The organism is Streptomyces sp. NPDC031121, from assembly GCF_055570615.1.
Genome location: NZ_JBVIGV010000006.1, coordinates 306,443 through 321,386 on the forward strand (window position 1 = coordinate 306,443; position 14,944 = coordinate 321,386).

General features: G+C 73.6%; 16 protein-coding genes and 1 tRNA gene. 9 read left to right on the plus strand and 8 right to left on the minus strand.

The window, feature by feature from the left end:
- The 3 genes from ACZ462_RS13595 to ACZ462_RS13605 form a co-directional block, all read right to left on the minus strand.
- A partial coding sequence (locus ACZ462_RS13595) for a chaplin family protein (protein WP_468252030.1) occupies window positions 1–119 on the minus strand: 119 nt, incomplete at its 3' end.
- A gap of 142 nt (window positions 120–261) precedes the next feature.
- Window positions 262–495 (minus strand): chaplin, encoded by a 234-nt coding sequence (locus ACZ462_RS13600; RefSeq protein ID WP_467806093.1) that lies wholly within the window; start codon window positions 493–495, stop codon window positions 262–264.
- A 130-nt stretch (window positions 496–625) separates the two neighbouring features.
- On the minus strand, window positions 626–1,951 hold the full coding sequence (locus ACZ462_RS13605) for a M20/M25/M40 family metallo-hydrolase (RefSeq protein ID WP_467806091.1): 1,326 nt from the start codon (window positions 1,949–1,951) through the stop codon (window positions 626–628).
- Between the two features lie 171 nt (window positions 1,952–2,122).
- Here ACZ462_RS13605 and ACZ462_RS13610 point away from each other — a divergent pair.
- Window positions 2,123–2,210, plus strand: a tRNA-Leu gene (locus ACZ462_RS13610).
- A gap of 130 nt (window positions 2,211–2,340) precedes the next feature.
- Here ACZ462_RS13610 and ACZ462_RS13615 read toward each other — a convergent pair.
- The 3 genes from ACZ462_RS13615 to ACZ462_RS13625 all read right to left on the minus strand — a co-directional run bounded on the left by ACZ462_RS13615 (window position 2,341) and on the right by ACZ462_RS13625 (window position 6,596).
- The gene (locus ACZ462_RS13615; RefSeq protein WP_467806090.1) at window positions 2,341–3,777 is read right to left on the minus strand and encodes an amino acid permease; all 1,437 of its coding nucleotides are present in this window, start codon (window positions 3,775–3,777) and stop codon (window positions 2,341–2,343) included.
- 231 nt (window positions 3,778–4,008) lie between these two features.
- Window positions 4,009–5,553 carry an APC family permease gene (locus tag ACZ462_RS13620; RefSeq protein WP_467806089.1) on the minus strand — a complete coding sequence of 515 codons (1,545 nt, stop codon included), beginning with the start codon at window positions 5,551–5,553 and terminating at the stop codon, window positions 4,009–4,011.
- A 95-nt stretch (window positions 5,554–5,648) separates the two neighbouring features.
- The gene (locus ACZ462_RS13625) at window positions 5,649–6,596 is read right to left on the minus strand and encodes a hypothetical protein (RefSeq protein ID WP_467806087.1); all 948 of its coding nucleotides are present in this window, start codon (window positions 6,594–6,596) and stop codon (window positions 5,649–5,651) included.
- Window positions 6,597–6,816: 220 nt separating this feature from the next.
- Here ACZ462_RS13625 and ACZ462_RS13630 point away from each other — a divergent pair, with 220 nt between their 5' ends.
- Complete coding sequence (locus ACZ462_RS13630; RefSeq protein ID WP_467806086.1) at window positions 6,817–7,242, plus strand: ASCH domain-containing protein; 426 nt, start codon at window positions 6,817–6,819, stop codon at window positions 7,240–7,242.
- 176 nt (window positions 7,243–7,418) lie between these two features.
- On the opposite strand, the gene ACZ462_RS13635 is transcribed toward ACZ462_RS13630, so the two are convergent.
- Window positions 7,419–9,074 (minus strand): FAD-binding dehydrogenase, encoded by a 1,656-nt coding sequence (locus ACZ462_RS13635; RefSeq protein ID WP_467806084.1) that lies wholly within the window; start codon window positions 9,072–9,074, stop codon window positions 7,419–7,421.
- Window positions 9,075–9,158: 84 nt separating this feature from the next.
- Here ACZ462_RS13635 and ACZ462_RS13640 point away from each other — a divergent pair, with 84 nt between their 5' ends.
- From ACZ462_RS13640 to ACZ462_RS13670, 7 genes are all read left to right on the plus strand, one after another.
- Window positions 9,159–9,686: an NUDIX hydrolase gene (locus ACZ462_RS13640; protein ID WP_467806083.1), complete on the plus strand. Its 528-nt coding sequence runs from the start codon at window positions 9,159–9,161 to the stop codon at window positions 9,684–9,686.
- Window positions 9,687–9,754: 68 nt separating this feature from the next.
- Window positions 9,755–10,156 (plus strand): YidH family protein, encoded by a 402-nt coding sequence (locus ACZ462_RS13645; RefSeq protein ID WP_467806081.1) that lies wholly within the window; start codon window positions 9,755–9,757, stop codon window positions 10,154–10,156.
- Window positions 10,153–10,482 (plus strand): DUF202 domain-containing protein, encoded by a 330-nt coding sequence (locus ACZ462_RS13650; protein ID WP_467806079.1) that lies wholly within the window; start codon window positions 10,153–10,155, stop codon window positions 10,480–10,482. The genes ACZ462_RS13645 and ACZ462_RS13650 overlap by 4 nt, the downstream gene beginning before the upstream one ends.
- Before the next feature lie 88 nt (window positions 10,483–10,570).
- On the plus strand, window positions 10,571–10,867 hold the full coding sequence (locus ACZ462_RS13655; protein ID WP_467806077.1) for a hypothetical protein: 297 nt from the start codon (window positions 10,571–10,573) through the stop codon (window positions 10,865–10,867).
- A 101-nt stretch (window positions 10,868–10,968) separates the two neighbouring features.
- Window positions 10,969–11,880, plus strand: coding sequence for an MBL fold metallo-hydrolase (locus ACZ462_RS13660; protein ID WP_467806075.1), 912 nt, complete (start codon window positions 10,969–10,971; stop codon window positions 11,878–11,880).
- A 171-nt stretch (window positions 11,881–12,051) separates the two neighbouring features.
- Window positions 12,052–13,092: a phosphotransferase family protein gene (locus ACZ462_RS13665; protein ID WP_467806074.1), complete on the plus strand. Its 1,041-nt coding sequence runs from the start codon at window positions 12,052–12,054 to the stop codon at window positions 13,090–13,092.
- An 11-nt stretch (window positions 13,093–13,103) separates the two neighbouring features.
- Complete coding sequence (locus ACZ462_RS13670; protein WP_467806072.1) at window positions 13,104–14,324, plus strand: acyl-CoA dehydrogenase family protein; 1,221 nt, start codon at window positions 13,104–13,106, stop codon at window positions 14,322–14,324.
- Window positions 14,325–14,333: 9 nt separating this feature from the next.
- Here ACZ462_RS13670 and ACZ462_RS13675 read toward each other — a convergent pair whose 3' ends face one another.
- Window positions 14,334–14,939: a TetR/AcrR family transcriptional regulator gene (locus tag ACZ462_RS13675; RefSeq protein ID WP_125547948.1), complete on the minus strand. Its 606-nt coding sequence runs from the start codon at window positions 14,937–14,939 to the stop codon at window positions 14,334–14,336.
- Between the last annotated feature and the right edge of the window lie 5 nt (window positions 14,940–14,944).

A 14,944-nucleotide genomic window follows, 5' to 3' on the forward strand; every position in this document is an offset into this window, starting at 1 on the left:
TGCACGTTGTTGCCGGACAGCACGCCCGGCGAACCGGCGGCCTGCCCGGAGGCGGCGGCGCCGCCGGCCGCGTGCGCGTATCCCCCGCCCAGGGCGAGGACGCCCCCGGCCGCGGCCATCGTGATCAGGGTCTTCCTGGCCGTCGCTGCCTGTCGTCGCATCTCTTTCGTCCCCCTGCCGTGTAAGAACAACGCCGGGCCCGAAAGCCCGGCAGCCCCGGAGCGCTGGATTGCGCTCCGGGGCCCCAAGACCTCAGATGCGTCAGGCGTTGACGCAGGTGTTGCCGAAGGACGGGTTCAGCAGGCCGGCGGCGTCGGCGGTGTTGCCGCAGACGTTCACCGGGATGTGGATCGGGACCTGCACGACGTTGCCGGACAGAACGCCCGGGGAGCCGATGGCCGCACCCTGCGCGCCCGCGTCGGCAGCCGCCACGCCCGCACCCGCAAGAACCAGACCACCGGTGGCAGCGGCAGCGGCCACAACCTTCTTCAGCATTGTTCCTCCTAGTAGGCAATGCGGTCCCAGCCGCGGACCGCATCACCTGTAACGAGGAGGGATCACCGGGGCTACGAGCGTATGAGCGCATTCACTCTTCCCGGTGGTCCGGTGCACACGTTCCCGATTCTCAGCAGTTGTCGATGAACCGGTCGAGGACCCGCACGCCGAACTGCAGCCCGTCGACCGGCACCCGCTCGTCCACGCCGTGGAACATGCCCGCGAAGTCCAGTTCGGGCGGCAGGCGGAGCGGCGCGAAGCCGAAGCAGCGGATCCCGAGGTCGTCGAAGGACTTGGCGTCCGTACCGCCGGAGAGCATGTAGGGGACGGCGCGCGCGATCGGGTCCTCCGCCTTGAGCGCGCCCTGCATGGCGTCCACGAGCCGGCCGTCGAAGTCGGTCTCCAGGGCCTTGTCGCCGTGGACGTCCTCCCGCTTGACGCGCGGCCCGAGGATGCGGTCGAGGTCGGCGAAGAACTCGTCCTCGTAGCCGGGCAGGAAGCGGCCGTCGACGTGCGCGGTGGCCTGGCCGGGAATGACGTTGACCTTGTAGCCGGCGCCGAGCATCGTCGGGGCGGCCGAGTTCCGCAGGGTCGCGCCGACCATCTTCGCGATGCCGCCCAGCTTGGCAAGGGTGGCGTCCATGTCGTCCGGGTCGAGGGGGGTGCCCAGGGCGTCGGACAGCTCGTCCAGGAAGGACCGCACGGTCTTGGTGACGCGCACCGGCCACTGGTGCCGGCCGAGCCGCCCCACGGCCTCGCACAGCTCCGTGATCGCGTTGTCGGTGTTCGTCATCGAGCCGTGGCCCGCCGTGCCCTCCACGGTCAGGCGCATCCAGTGCATGCCCTTCTGGGCGGTCTCGACGAGGTACAGGCGCAGGTTCTCGTTGACGGTGAAGGAGAAGCCGCCGACCTCGCCGATCGCCTCCGTGACGCCCTCGAACAGGCCGGGGTGGTGGTCCACCAGGTGGCGGGCCCCGTAGAGGCCGCCCGCCTCCTCGTCGGCGAGGAACGCGAGGACGATGTCGCGCGGCGGCTTGCGGCCGCTGCGGAGCCGGTCGCGGACGACGGCCAGCGTCATCGCGTCCATGTCCTTCATGTCGACGGCGCCGCGGCCCCACACGCACCCGTCGGCGATCTCCCCGGAGAACGGGTCGTACGTCCAGTCGGCGGCGTTGGCCGGGACGACGTCGGTGTGCCCGTGGATCAGCAGGGCGGGCCGCGAGGGGTCCTCGCCCTCGATCCGGGCCACGGTCGAGGCCCGGCCCTTGTGGGACTCGAAGATCTGCGGCTCCAGGCCGACCTCCGCGAGCTTCTCGGCGACCCACTCGGCGGCCTTGCGCTCGCCGGGGCCCGAGTGGTCCCCGTAATTGCTCGTGTCGATCCGGATGAGGTCCCGGCAGAGGTCGACGACCTCGTCCTCGCCGGAGACGGTCCTGCCCGCGCTCGACTCGCTCACGCTGCTTCCTCCCACTGATCGGTACCGACGGCTGCGCCTCCCCATCCTCCCGCGCCGGCCCGCCGCACCCAAGGGCATCCCCGGCCGCCGGGGGGTGTGATCGGGCCCCCGGAATGTTTGGTAATGTTTTCCACGTCGGAACGGCCGAGCGGCCGGGAAGACAGACACCTGGTCCGGGTGGCGGAATGGCAGACGCGCTAGCTTGAGGTGCTAGTGCCCTTTATCGGGCGTGGGGGTTCAAGTCCCCCCTCGGACACCACGGGAAGACCCCCGCTTCGGCGGGGGTCTTCTGCGTTTCCCCGCCAGGCGGGCGGCCCGGCACGGCCGGACGGCTCCTGGAACGCGGAAGGACCCCGCCGTCGGGCGGGGTCCTCCGGGAGCGGGGGCCGTCAGCGGCGGGCGGCGAGTTCCGCCACGCGGCGGCGGACCAGGAACCAGCCGCCGACCAGCATCGCGCCGATCACCGGGACGCACATCACGGTGGTGCGGCCCACGCCGCCGTCGCACCACATCAGCACCAGCACGGTGAACAGGAACACCAGGGTGACGATCTGGGTGTACGGGGACCAGGGCAGGCGGTAGGCCGGCCGCTCGACCAGGCCCTGCCGGGAGCGCTGCCAGAACAGCAGCGAGCAGAGCATGACCATGGCCCAGGTGCCGAGGATGCCGAGCGAGGCGAAGTTCAGGACGAGCTCGAAGGCGTCCTTCGGCATCAGGTAGTTCAGGCCGACGCCGGCGAGGCCGAAGGCCGCGGTGAACAGGACGCCGCCGTAGGGGACCTTGCCCTTGTTCATGCGGGCGGTGAACTTCGGGGCGGAGCCGGACATGGCCATCGAGCGCAGGATGCGGCCGGTGGAGTACAGGCCGGAGTTCAGGCTGGACAGGGCGGCGGTCAGCACGACGAGGTTCATGATGCCGGCGGTGCCGGGGATGCCGAGCTTGTCGAAGACGGTGACGAAGGGGCTCTGGTCTGCGGAGTACGCGGTGTACGGCAGGAGCATGGCCAGCAGGACGACCGAGCCGACGTAGAACAGGCCGACGCGCCACATGATCGAGTTGATCGCCTTCGGCATGATCTTCTCGGGGTTCTCGGTCTCGCCCGCGGCGACGCCGCACAGCTCGACGGAGGCGTACGCGAAGACGACGCCCTGGACCACCAGCAGCATCGGCAGGACGCCGGAGGGGAAGAGGCCGCCGTTGTCCATGATCGTGGACAGGCCGGGGGTGTGGCCGCCGATGTCGTGGCTGGTGGCGACCAGGTAGATCGCCACGATCAGGAAGATCACGAGGGCCGCGACCTTGACCAGCGAGAACCAGAACTCCATCTCGCCGAAGTACTTCACCGAGATCAGGTTCGCGGTCAGGACGACGGCGAGCGCGATCAGGGCGAGGACCCACTGCGGGACGGAGGTGAACATCGACCAGAAGTGCGCGTAGGTCGCGGCGGCCGTGATGTCGGCCACGGTGGTGGTCGACCAGTTGAGGAAGTACAGCCAGCCGGCCGTGTAGGCGCCCTTCTCCCCCATGAACTCGCGCGCGTACGAGACGAACGCGCCGGAGGACGGGCGGTACAGGACGAGCTCGCCGAGCGCGCGCACGACGAAGAACGCGAAGACGCCGCACACGGCGTAGGCGATGGCCAGGGACGGACCCGCACCGGCGAGCCGGCCGCCCGCGCCGAGGAACAGGCCGGTGCCTATCGCCCCGCCGATGGCGATCATGTTGATGTGGCGGGACTTGAGGTCCTTGCTGTAACCCTCGTCGCCCGCGTCGACGTGACTGGAGGGCGCCGTGGCCGGGGCCTTGGTCAAGGTGCGGTCACTCATGTGGGACTTCGCCTTCTGGGGTGGGACAGGCAGGTCGGGCCGCCGCACAGGGGAGTCGGGTGGTGTCACCTGTGCGGGGGTCCGGGAGTTTTTGTCGCCATAGGAGACCATGAGCGTCGGCCATGGCCAAAACCCGGCCCTGAAGACGAAGGCCCCCGACGACCTTGGAAAGGGGCGTCGGGGGCCTGGCGCAGGGCTGAAAGCGAGGGCGGGAGCCCCGTCGGAGCAGGATCAGGTACGGGGCGCCGTCCCGGCCGCCTGGTCGAGGCGGAAGGCCTCGTTCCCGAGGCCGATCCGGGCGTGCACCTCCGGGCGGCGTACGCGCAGCACGGCCCCGTACACGAGGCCGCCGACCGCGGCGACGCCGATGACCGCGGGCAGCAGCCAGCCCAGGACCGAGCCCTCCCCGGCTCCGACCAGGACCCCGAAGTCCTTCACCGTGTACACGGCGATGCCGAGGAGGGCGGTGCCGGCGAGCCCGGCGGCCACGAGCCGCCACAGCTGGGCGCCCGCGGTGCCCCGGCGGACGAAGAAGGCGATGACGGCGAACGAGGCCGCCGACATGAGGAGCGTCACACCGAGGGCGCCGACGCTGCCCATCCACGTGAACAGGTGCAGGACCGGCGCCGTCGGGTCCCCGGCCGGGTTGTCGTCGGTGGCCGCGAAGGCGATGACGACGAGGGCGGCGACCGCGGTCTGCATCAGCGATCCGGTGGCGGGCGCCCCGGTGCCGGGGTTGGTGCGGCCGAAGGCGGCCGGGAGCAGCCCCTCGCGGCCCATGGCGAAGGCGTAGCGGGCGACGACGTTGTGGAAGCTGAGCATGGCCGCGAACATGCCGGTGACGAACAGGACGTGGAGGACGTCGGTGAAGGTGCCGCCCAGGCGGGCCTCGGTGAGCTGGAAGAGCAGGCCGGGGCCGGCCTCCGCGGAGGTCCTGACGACCTCGGACGGTCCGGTCGCGACGGTGAGGGCCCAGGAGCTCACCGCGAAGAAGAGGGCGGCGAAGCCCACCGCGAGGAACATGACGCGGGAGACGACGATGTGCGGCCGGCTGGTCTCCTCGGCGTAGACCGGGGACTGCTCGAAGCCGACGAACGCGGCGATGCAGAAGCACAGGGCGGTGCCCAGGCCCGCGCCGCCGAGGGTGGCGGGGTCGAAGGCGTGCAGCGAGATGCCCTCGGGACCGGGCTCGGCGAGGGCGGCGACGTCGAAGATGACGACGAGGACGCACTCGATCAGGAGCAGCACACCGAGGACGCGGGCGTTCAGGTCGATCTTCAGCCAGCCGAGCCCGCCGGTCACGGCGACGGCGGCCAGGGCGGGGATCCACCAGGCGATCTCGGTGTCGAGGTAGGTGGCGAGAAGGCCGGAGACCTCGAAGCCGAGGATGCCGTAGACGCCGACCTGCATCGCGCTGTACGCGACGAGGGCGGTGAGCGAGGCGCCGGTGCCGGCGGTCGGGCCGAGCCCGCGGGCTATGTACGCGTAGAAGGCCCCGGCGTTGTGGACGTGCCGGCTCATCTCGGCGTAGCCGACGCTGAAGAGGGCGAGCACGAGGCCGAGGATCACGAAGAGCAGCGGCTGTCCGACGATGCCCATCACGCCGAACATGGTGGGCATCACGCCGGCGACGACCATGAGCGGGGCGCTTGCGGCCAGTACGGAGAGCAGCAGGCCGGCGGTGCCGAGGCGGCCGGCGCGCAGGGCGCGGTCCTGGCCCTTGTAGGTCCGGATCTCGGGCGGGGTGCCGAGCGCGGTGGATCTGCCCGTCGCCATGCGGGGTCCTTTCGGGGGAAGGTCGAGCAGGGGGGTCGAGCGGTGCCGGGCGGTGCGGTGCGCGGGGGTGGTGCGGTGCGCCCGGCGGAGGTGGGTCAAGCGGTGCCGAGCGCGGCGCTGCGCGCCGCGAGGAAGGCCTTCTGGGGGTCGAGGTCCGGGTAGGACCAGGGGGCCGGGGTGGCGTGGCTGCCGATGCGGTGGAAGAGGGCGGCGGCCTCGGCAGGCCGGCCCTCGCACAGCTTGGCGTGGGCGAGGAAGTTCAGGTCGACGCGGTTGCGGGGGTGGTCCTCGCGCTCCCATTCCAGCCACCAGTCGAACGCGGCGCGCAGGACCTGGCGGGCCCGGCGGTTCGACCAGTGCGCGGCGGCGCCCGCCGGGCCGGCGCCGTGGACGGCGGCGAGGACGCGGTAGCGCTCGGCGTGCGCGATGACCGGGAGGACGGCCAGCGGGGAGTCGGCCGGGGACTCCTCGGCGGCCCAGGCCGCGAAGTCGTACACCTCGTGGAGGGGGTCCTGCCCGGCGGCCGGGGCGTGCTCGGCGAGGCGGGCGACCATGAGGTGGTGGGCGTGGTGGTGCTCCCGGTGGCGGGCGCGGACCTGGTCGAAGTGGCGGCTGAACTCCTCCTGGGAGCCGAAGGCGCGGGAGAGCATGAGCAGCCCGAGCCAGGGCGTCGGGTCGGCGGGCAGGAGTGCGGCGGCGCGGTGGCAGGCCTGCTCGGCGGCCTCGGGGGTGCCCTTGCGGCGCAGGGCGGCGAAGACGGCGGCGCAGGCGAGGAGGGTGGCGGCGTCGGCGCTCTCGGGCTCGGCGAGCAGCCATTCGCGGGCCCAGGCCGTGGCGGCGGGGGTCTCGGCGAGGACGACGACGCGGTGGCCGCGGCGGTCCCAGTCGTCGCCGGTGCCGGCGAGGAGGGCGCGCGCCTTGGCCCACCTGCCCTGGGTGAACCGGGCGCGGACGTCGACGAGTTCGGTGTCGCAGAGCGCCGGGTCGAAGAGCTGGGCGTCCCGCTTGCGGGCGCGGCCGAGGGGCGGCGGAGGCGGGGACATCCGCGGATTTCCCTCCAGGACACGGGCGCGGTGGCGGGCTGACGGACGGTGGGCGTGACGGGGACGGCTGGGATGATCACGCACAGCAAACCGGTAGGCACAGCTCCGAGTCAAGGTCCGGTCCAGCGGGTGGCGTGTTTCAACTGGTGCGGTGCGGCCGATAGTTGGGGGCGGGGCGCAGGGTCCCGGCCGGATGGCGGGCGGGCCGTAGGGTGGGGGCATGGAGACGCATGAGGGGCTGCCCCCGTACCTGCTCGGGTTCCCCGGGCCGCTGCGCGACGCGCTGGTGGCGGCCGTGCTGAGCGGGGCGAAGACCGCGACGACGGGGCTGCTGCCCGAGTACGGGGCGGAGGGCGAGCCCCTTCCCGCCGCGGGCGACCGAGCGGTCCTCGTCGACTCGGAGGACCGTCCGGTGGCCGTCGTGGAGGTGGCGGACGTACGGGTGCTGCGGCTCGCCGACGTGGACCTGCGGCACGCCCTGGACGAGGGCGAGGGGTACGCGTCAGTGGCCGAATGGCGTGCCTCGCACGAGCGGTTCTGGCACAGCGAGGAGATCCGCGCGCTGCTGGGCGACCCGGAGTACACGGTCGGCGACGACACCCTGGTCGTCGCCGAGCGGTTCCGGGTCGTCTCCCGCGTGCCCTGACCCGCCGGACGGTTCCCAGTGCTGTGGCCGGGATGGTTTGCCGGGTCGCGGTGTCCGGTGCGGTGCGTCGCAAGGCGGAGGGCCGCGGCGCGTACCGGGCGTACGAGCGCGGTCCGACAACGCCGCGAGGCGCCGTGCCGGGCGCCGTGACCCGGTGAACCTTCCCGGCCACAGCACTAGCCCACGGCGGCGGCCGCAGCCCGGCCGGCGGCGCGGCCCGAGAAGAGGCAGCCGCCGAGGAAGGTGCCTTCCAGGGCCCGGTAGCCGTGGACGCCGCCGCCCCCGAAGCCGGCCGCCTCCCCGGCCGCGTACAGGCCGGGCAGCGGCTCGCCGGAGGCGGTGAGGACGCGCGAGGACAGGTCGGTCTCCAGGCCGCCGAGGGACTTGCGGGTCAGGACGGACAGGCGTACGGCGATCAGCGGGCCGGCGGCGGGGTCGAGGATGCGGTGCGGGGCGGCGGTGCGGATCAGCCGGTCCCCCAGGTACCTGCGGGCGCCGTGGACGGCGGTGACCTGGAGGTCCTTGGTGAAGGGGTTGGCGATCTCCCGGTCGCGGGCCGTGACCTCCCGGCGGACGGTGTCCTCGTCGAGCAGGCCGAGGCCGGTGACGGCGTTCATGCCGCGCACCAGGGCGGGCAGGCTGCGCTCCACGACGAAGTCCGCCCCGCGGTCCATGAATGCCTGCACGGGCCCGGGCACGGCCTGGCGGGCCCGGTCGATGACGCCGCGCACGGACTTGCCGGTCAGGTCGGGGTTCTGCTCGGAGCCCGAGAGGCCGAACTCCTTGCCGATGATGCGGCGGTTGAGGACGAACCAGGTGTGGTCGTGGCCGGTCCGCATGATGTGGTCGAGGGTGCCGAGGGTGTCGAAGCCGGGGAAGAGCGGTACGGGCAGCCGCCGGCCGGTGGCGTCCAGCCAGAGCGAGGAGGGGCCGGGCAGGATGCGGATGCCGTGGCGGGCCCACACCGGGTCCCAGTTGGCGATGCCCTCGGTGTAGTGCCACATGCGGTCCTTGTTGATGTGGCGGGCGCCGGCGTCCTCGGCGATGCCCAGCAGCAGGCCGTCCACATGGGCGGGGACCCCGCAGAGCATGCGCTCCGGCGGGGTGCCGAGCCGGTCCGGCCAGTGCTTGCGGACGAGGTCGTGGTTGCCGCCGATGCCGCCGCCCGCCACGATCACCGCCTGGGCGCGCAGCGAGAACGCGCCGACCGGCTCGCGGCTGCTGGCGGAGCCCCGTACGGCGGAGGACGGCTCCAGGATGTCGCCGGTGACGGTGTCGAGGGCGCCGGCCGTCCGGGAGAGCCCGGTGACGCGGTGGCGGAAAAGCATCCGGACCCGGCCGCGGGCGGCCCCCTCGCGGACCCGGCGCTCGAAGGGCTCGACGAGGCCGGGGCCGGTGCCCCAGGTGATGTGGAAGCGGGGGACGGAGTTCCCGTGGCCGAGGGCGCCGTAGCCGCCCCGTTCGGCCCAGCCGACGACGGGGAAGAAGCGGACGCCGAGGCGGTGCAGCCAGGGCCGCTTCTCCCCGGCCGCGAAGTCGACGTACGCCTCGGCCCAGCGGCGCGGCCAGGCGTCCTCCTCGCGGTCGAAGCCGGCCGTGCCGAGCCAGTCCTGGAGGGCGAGGTCGCGGCTGTCCCTGACGCGCATCCGGCGCTGCTCGGGCGAGTCGACGAAGAACAGGCCGCCGAAGGACCAGTGGGCCTGGCCGCCGGCCGACTGGGCGGGCTCCTGGTCGAGCAGGATCACGCTGCGGCCCGCGTCGGCGAGTTCGGCGGTGGCCGCTAGGCCCGCGAGCCCCGCCCCGATCACGATCACGTCTGCGTCGTACGTCATGCGAAGTCGCCCTCCGGTCGCCGGTGGGGCCGATCCTTGGCTACGGGGCGGTAACCCGTCAATGGCGGTGCTTGGATGGACCGCATGGGTGCTGCCGACGAGGTGCTGGACGTGGTGGACCGCGACGACCGGGTGACGGGCCGGGCGCCGCGCGGCGAGGTGTACGCGCGGGGCCTGCTCCACCGGTGCGTGTTCGTGCTGGCCGGGGACGGGCGGGGGCGGGTGTTCGTACACCGGCGGACGGCGTCGAAGCTGGTCTTCCCCTCCCGCTACGACATGTTCGTGGGCGGGGTGCTCGGGGCGGGCGAGGACTACGCCTCGGCTGCGTTGCGGGAGGCGGAGGAGGAGCTGGGGGTGTCCGGGCTGCCGCAGCCCGAGCCGCTGTTCAAGTTCCTCTACGAGGGTCCGGGCGGGGGATGGTGGTCGTACGTGCACGAGGTGCGCTGCGGGCTGGAGGTGCGGCCGCAGGAGTCCGAGGTGGCCTGGCACGCATGGCTGCCGGAGGACGAGCTGGACGCCCGGGTCGCGGACGGCTCCTGGCCGTGGGTGCCGGACGGGCTGGAGGCATACCGGCGGCTGCGTGCCTTCCGCAGGGGCGGGCGGCCGGCCTGACGGGTGTGGCGGGCGGCCGGGCCGTATGCGGCGCGCGCCGGCCGGGGCGCGGGACGTAGATTGGCCGGGTGATCGACTTCGGCAGGGCCGCCCGCCTCTGGTGGGCGCCGCAGCGGGTGCGCGAGGAGGGCAAGCAGCCCGATTATCGCTTTTCCCTGGCCAACGAGCGGACGTTCCTGGCCTGGATCCGGACCGCCCTCGCGCTGGTCGGCGGCGGGTTCGCGGTGGACCAGTTCCTGCCGGACCTGCGCTGGGGCGTGCGCGTCGGCATGGCGCTCGCGCTGCTGGGTGTGGGCGCGGCGTGCGCGCTGCGGGCCGTCAACCACTGGCTGCGGTGCGAGGCGGCGATGCGGCGGGGCGAGGACCTGCCGGTGTCCCGGTTCCCGGTGCTGCTGGGGGTGGGGGTCGGGGTGGTCGCGGCGGTGATGGTCGTGGTGGTGCTGTTCGGCTGGACGGACGGCGGGCCGTGAGCCCCGTACGCCCCTCCCCCGCCGCCGAGCGGGATGCGGGGCTCCAGCCGGAGCGGACCCGGCTCGCGTGGCGGCGTACGACGCTGGCCTGCTCGGTGGCGGCGGTCCTGGGGCTGCGGCAGGCGCTGCGCGGGACGGGGGCGGTGTGGGAGACGGCCGGGGCGGCGCTGATCGTGCTGGTGTGGCTGGCGTTCCTGGCGGTGGCGCACCGGCGGATCCGGGAGCTGGCCGCGGCCCGGCCGCCGGGGCTCGCGCCGCGCGCGGCGCTGGCGGCGGTGGCCTGCACGGTGGCGCTGGCGGGGTTCGCGGTGGCGGTCGTCCTCTGAGGTGCCGGGCGGTCCGGTCGGCGGATCACGCCCGCGCCGTTGCGGACATAACGGGCGATAGCCGGCTTTCAGGGCTAGCCTCGGCGGCATGACCACCCTGCACCACGAGCACATCGAGCACTCCCACGCCCACGGGCCCGGCTGCGGGCACACCGCGGTGGAGCACGGCGACCACCTCGACTACGCGCACGACGGGCACCTGCACCGCGAGCACTCCGGCCACTGGGACGAGTGCGAGGCCCGCGGCCACACCCCGCACGAGGCGCACGCGCACACGCACGGCGCGGACTGCGGGCACACCGCCGTCGAGCACGGCGACCACCTCGACTACCTGCACGACGGCCACCGGCACGCCGAGCACGACGGCCACTACGACGACCACTGACGGACGAAACCCCCCGCACCCCGTGCGCCCCCCTTCTCCCCCGGCCCCGGGCGGCTGGCAGGATGCCGACTGCCCGTCACCGCGACCAGGGGAGAGCGCAGATGACCGCCGAACCGCCCTACACCGTCCGCCTGGCGGACGGCGTGTACGCCTATGTGCAGCCGGACGGCGGCTGGTGTCTGAACAACGCGGGCTTCGTCAGCGACGGCGGCCGCACCCTGCTCGTCGACACCGCAGCCACCGAGCGGCGGGCGCTGGCGCTGCGGGACGCGGTCACCGCCGCCGGGGTGCCACTGCCGCGCACGGTGGTCAACACGCACCACCACGGCGACCACACGTACGGCAACGGCGTGTTCACCCCGGAGGCCCTCGTCCTCGGCCACGCCAACGCGCGCACCGAGCAGCTCGCCGCCGGGCACCAGCTGGAGCTGATCTGGCCGGGGACCGACTTCGGCGCCGTGGAGATCACCCCGCCCGACCTCACGTACAGCGACCGGGCCACCCTCCACCTGGGCGAGACGGAGGTCCGGGTCATCCACCCCGGAGTCGCGCACACCACCGGCGACTCGGTCGTCTGGCTGCCGCGGCAGGGGGTCGTCTTCACCGGCGACCTGGTGTTCGCCGGGGGCACCCCGTTCCTCGCGATGGGCTCGCTTGCCGGCTCGCTGCGGGCGCTGGAGCTGCTGCGCTCCCTCGGCGCGGAGACCGTCGTACCGGGGCACGGGCCGCTGACCGACCCGTCGGCGTACGACGCGACCGAGCGCTACCTGCGGTACGTGGGCGAGCTGGCCCGGGAGCGCCGGGCCAGGGGGCTCACCCCGCTGGAGGCCGCCCGGGAGGCGGACCTCGGCGAGTTCGCGGCCTGGCGGGAGCGCGAGCGCCTGGTCGCCAACCTGCACCGGGCGTACGCGGAGCTGGCCGGCCGGCCGGAGGGGGCGCCGCTGGACATCGCGGCCGTGCTGACGGACATGACGGCGATGAACGGCGGGACCCCCCTCCTCTGCCACGCCTGACGCGGGCCGGGGGCCGGCACCGCACAGGGACCTGGGCGGGACCGTGCGGCCCCGCGCACTGGACGGCATACCGACTGGTCGGCATGATGGCTTTCGGCGATCACGGCCCGCCCCGCCGCTGGCGGTGCGGGCCTCTGCCCCACCCGTCCTCTGCGCCTGGAGGTGCGCTCCATGAGCCCAGCGTCCGCCGGACCCGGCCCCCGCGGCCTCGACCTGGAGCGGCTGCGCGCCCGCCTGGACCGCGACCTGCCGAAGCCGGCGGCCGGGCCGCTGCGGGGCCGGCTGATCGAGGGCGGCCGGTCGAACCTCACGTACGAGGTCACCGACGGCGCCTCCCGCTGGGTGGTGCGACGCCCCCCGCTGGGGCATGTGCTGGCCACGGCCCACGACATGCGGCGCGAGCACCGGGTCGTCGCGGCCCTGCACGGCACGGCGGTGCCGGTGCCGGAACCGCTCCTGCTGTGCGAGGACGAGTCGGTGCTGGGCGCGCCGTTCTACGTGATGGAGTTCGTGGAGGGGGTCCCCTACCGCAGCGCGGAGCGGCTCGCCGCGCTCGGCCCGGAGCGGACCCGCGGCCTCCTCCTCGGCTTGGTCGACACCCTCGTGGACCTGCACGCGGTGGACCCGCGGGTCGTGGGCCTGGAGGACTTCGGCAGGCCGGAGGGATTCCTGGAGCGGCAGCTGCGCCGCTGGTGCAAGCAGCTCGACGCCTCCCGAGGCCGGGAGCTGCCCGGGATCGACGAGCTGCACGGCGCACTCGCCCGGACCCTGCCCGGCTCTCCCGCGTCGACGGTGGTGCACGGGGACTACCGCCTGGACAACGTGCTGGTCGGGGAGGACGACGGCGGCATCCGGGCGGTCCTGGACTGGGAGATGTCCACGCTCGGCGATCCGCTGACCGACCTCGGCCTGCTGGTGATGTACAGCACCGACCTCGGGCTGGGCGACTCCCCCGTCAGCACGGTGGGTTCCGCACCCGGGCACCCCTCGCCCGCGGAGCTGGTCGAGCGGTACGCGGCCCGCTCCGGCCGGGACGCCGGGGCGATCGGCTGGTACACGGCGTTCGCCTGGTTCAAACTCGCCGTGATCCTCGAGGGCATCCACCGCCGCTTCACGCTGGGGCAGACGGTGGGCGGGGGCTTCGACCGCATCGGCGAGCTGGTGCCGGTGTTCGTCGAGCACGGTCTGACCACACTCGACGAGGAAGGCTGAGGCACTCCCGCATGGATTTCGCATTCGACGCCCGGACCGAGGAACTCCGGACGCGGCTCCTCGCGTTCATGGAGGAGCACGTGTATCCGGCGGAGCCCGTTGCCGCCGAGCAGCGCGCGCGGCTGGCCTCGCCGTGGGACACCCCGCCCGTCTTCGGCGAGCTGAAGGCCGAGGCGCGCCGCCGCGGGCTGTGGAACCTCTTCCTGCCCGACGAGAGGTACGGCGCCGGGCTGACCACCCTCCAGTACGCCCCGCTGGCGGAGATCACCGGGCGCAGCCCGCACCTGGCGCCCATGGCGGTGAACTGCGCCGCCCCGGACACCGGGAACATGGAGCTGCTCGCGCAGTTCGGCAGCGAGGAGCAGCGCCGGCAGTGGCTGGAGCCGCTGCTGGCCGGGGAGATCCGGTCGGCGTTCGCCATGACGGAGCCGGAGGTCGCCTCGTCGGACGCGTCCAACATCGAGACCCGCATCGAGCGCTCGGCGGACGGCTCCGCGTACACGGTGACGGGCCGGAAGTGGTACATCTCCGGGGCCATGAACCCGGACTGCAAGGTGTTCATCGTGATGGGCAAGACCGACCCGGACGGGCCGGACCCGCGGCGCCGGCAGTCGATGCTGCTCGTCCCCCGCGACACCCCGGGCGTCGAGGTGCGCCGCGCGATGACGGTGTACGGGTACGCGGACCACGACCACGGCGGGCACGCCGAGGTCGTCTTCGACGGGGCCCGCGTCCCGGCCGCGAACCTGATCGGCGAGGAGGGGGCGGGCTTCGCCATCGCCCAGGCCCGGCTCGGCCCCGGCCGGATCCACCACTGCATGCGGCTGATCGGGATGGCGGAGCGGGCGATCGAGCTGATGTGCCGGCGCGCGGTGGGGCGTACGGCCTTCGGCGGGGAGCTGGCCTCGCAGGGCGTCGTCCGCGGCTGGATCGCGGACGCGCGGGTGGCGGTGGAGCAGCTGCGGCTGCTCGTCCTGAAGACGGCGTGGCTGATGGACACCGTCGGCAACCGCGGCGCGCACACCGAGATCCAGGCCATCAAGATCGCGACGCCGCGGGCGGTGGTGCGCATCCTGGACGACGCGGTGCAGTTGCACGGCGCGGGCGGCGTCAGCCAGGACTTCCCGCTGGCCGAGCTGTGGGCGGCGGCGCGGACGCTCCGGCTGGCGGACGGGCCGGACGAGGTCCACCAGCGGTCCCTGGCGCTGCGCGAGCTGAAGCCGTACCGCTGACCGGGTCCGTCAGGGGCGCAGGGCCCGCAGCAGGAGGTCGGCGAGGTGGTCGGCGACCTGCTGCGGGGTGAGCGGGCCGTCGGCCCGGTACCAGGTCGACAGGTGGTGGACGGACCCGAAGTGGTAGTCCACCACCAGGTCGGCGGGGGTGGCGGTGGAGAACACCCCGCTGCGCTGCCCTTCCTCGACGAGGGCCCGGAAGCGCTCGTGGTAGCGGCGGCGCTCGGCCCGGACCTGCTTGTGCTTCTCCGGGCTGAGCTGGTGCATCGACCGGAAGAAGATGGCCGCGTCGTCGAGGTTCTCGATGGTGGTCACGACGACGTCGGCGGCGGCAGCCCGCAGCCGCTCGGCGACGGGGGCGTCGGAGTCGGCGACGGCGTCGAGGCGCTGCTGCTGGAGCCGCAGCATGCGCGCGTACACCTCGTGAAGCAGGTCGTCCTTGGAGCCGAAGTAGTGGTAGAGGGCGCCCTTGGTGACCCCGGCCGCCTCGACGATCTCCTGGACGGAGGTCCGGTCGTAGCCGCGCTCGGCGAACAGCCGGGTGGCCACCGCCAGCAGCCGCTGCGGCACCGGGGTGTCGTGCGTGCCCTCGGGCTCCGTCGTCCTGGCGGCCATGGCGC